This window comes from Burkholderia sp. 9777_1386 (genome assembly GCF_015712265.1).
GTDB lineage: Bacteria > Pseudomonadota > Gammaproteobacteria > Burkholderiales > Burkholderiaceae > Burkholderia > Burkholderia cenocepacia.
Genome location: NZ_JACCQB010000121.1, coordinates 1 through 1,452 on the forward strand (window position 1 = coordinate 1; position 1,452 = coordinate 1,452).

Annotated in this window: 1 protein-coding gene; it reads right to left on the reverse strand. The window is 57.2% G+C overall.

Annotated features, from left to right (window positions below):
* Positions 1-7: 7 nt before the first annotated feature.
* Positions 8-1,384, reverse strand: coding sequence for an IS30 family transposase (locus tag H0X91_RS34625; protein ID WP_080331845.1), 1,377 nt, complete (start codon positions 1,382-1,384; stop codon positions 8-10).
* Positions 1,385-1,452: the final 68 nt, after the last annotated feature.

Consider the following 1,452-nt stretch of genomic DNA (forward strand, 5'->3'; position numbering starts at 1 on the left):
GGTGGATTCAACCGGTCGTCGCAACACTAGATTGTTGAACGGACCTGAGATACTCGTCCAGAGCTTCAGCAGGCGTTTTCCAGCCGAGTGTTTTCCGGGGCCTGGTGTTCAACGTATTTGCAACGGCTTGAATCTCTCGAGCGCTCCACCGGGACAGATCCGTGCCCTTTGGAAAGTATTGTCGTAGAAGGCCGTTCGTGTTTTCGTTCGTGCCACGTTGCCATGGGCTGTTCGGGTCGGCGAAGAAGACCTTCACACCAGATTCAATTGTGAAGCGAGCATGATCGGACAGTTCCTTTCCCCGATCCCAAGTCAATGATCGCCACAACTGGGCAGGCATGCTCGTCACGGTTTTCTTGAGTGCGTTGGCCATCGTGACAGCCCCATAGCCGGCCAGCGCGGGACCGTTTTTCGTCCTGGGAATCAGCCCATAGCCTTCCTCGCGAGGCAGATGGATGAGCATGGTGAATCGGCTTGATCGCTCGACCAGCGTTCCGATCGCAGAACGGTTCAAGCCGATGATCAGATCACCTTCCCAATGTCCCGGTACGGCACGGTCTTGAGCTTCCGCTGGACGTTCGGAGATCATCACGTCTTCGCTGACATGAGCCCACGCCTTGGCTTGCGCCCTGGCCCTTGGCACTCTCAGTGCTCGTCCGGTGCGCAGATAGGTCACCAGTTCGCGCTTGAGCGCACCACGCCCTTGAATGTAAAGCGCCTGATAGATGGCTTCGTGAGAGATGCGCATGGTTTCGTCATCTGGAAAGTCGACTTTTAATCGATTGGCAATCTGTTCCGGCGACCAGCCATTGACCCATTTGCGATCACTGCGTTCTGGTTTATTCCGCCCGATGAACGCCGCTTGACTAGGCCCTGCGATCTTACGTCCTTTAGCGTCGTGAACCTGGCCTTCCAGGCGCTCTTGCACATAGCGGTGCAGCCTCGGGTTTGTCGCAAGCTTTGCTGGTTTCGGTCGCCTGGCAAACAATTCCGCCTTCCACTGCGCAACTGATGCACGATAATCGAGGCGGCCACTACGAGTTGCAGCATTACGCTTGAGCTCTCGTGAGACCGTTGACGCGCTGCGGCCAATACGGCGAGCGATCTCACGTACGCCGACGCCTTCGGCCGTGAGTAATCCTATCTCTTCACGCTCAGCAAACGATAAGTACCTGCCGGATATTGGACTTGCCATGAACAACGGCATACCGCCACGCTCGCGAAACCAGCGTGTCCCTGCCGCCTGGGACACGCCAACTGCCGCAGCAGCCTTCTCGCTTGTGATTCCGGTCGCAACCTGCTCCCAAAACTGGCGCTCAACCTCATGCCGAAGCGATGGTGCACCTGGCGAGCGCATTGCTCCTCGCCCCGTCAACTGTTGCATCCACTTCGATGGACGACCCATGAAACACCTCCTGGATTAAGGTGTTGCGACGACCGGTTGAATCCACC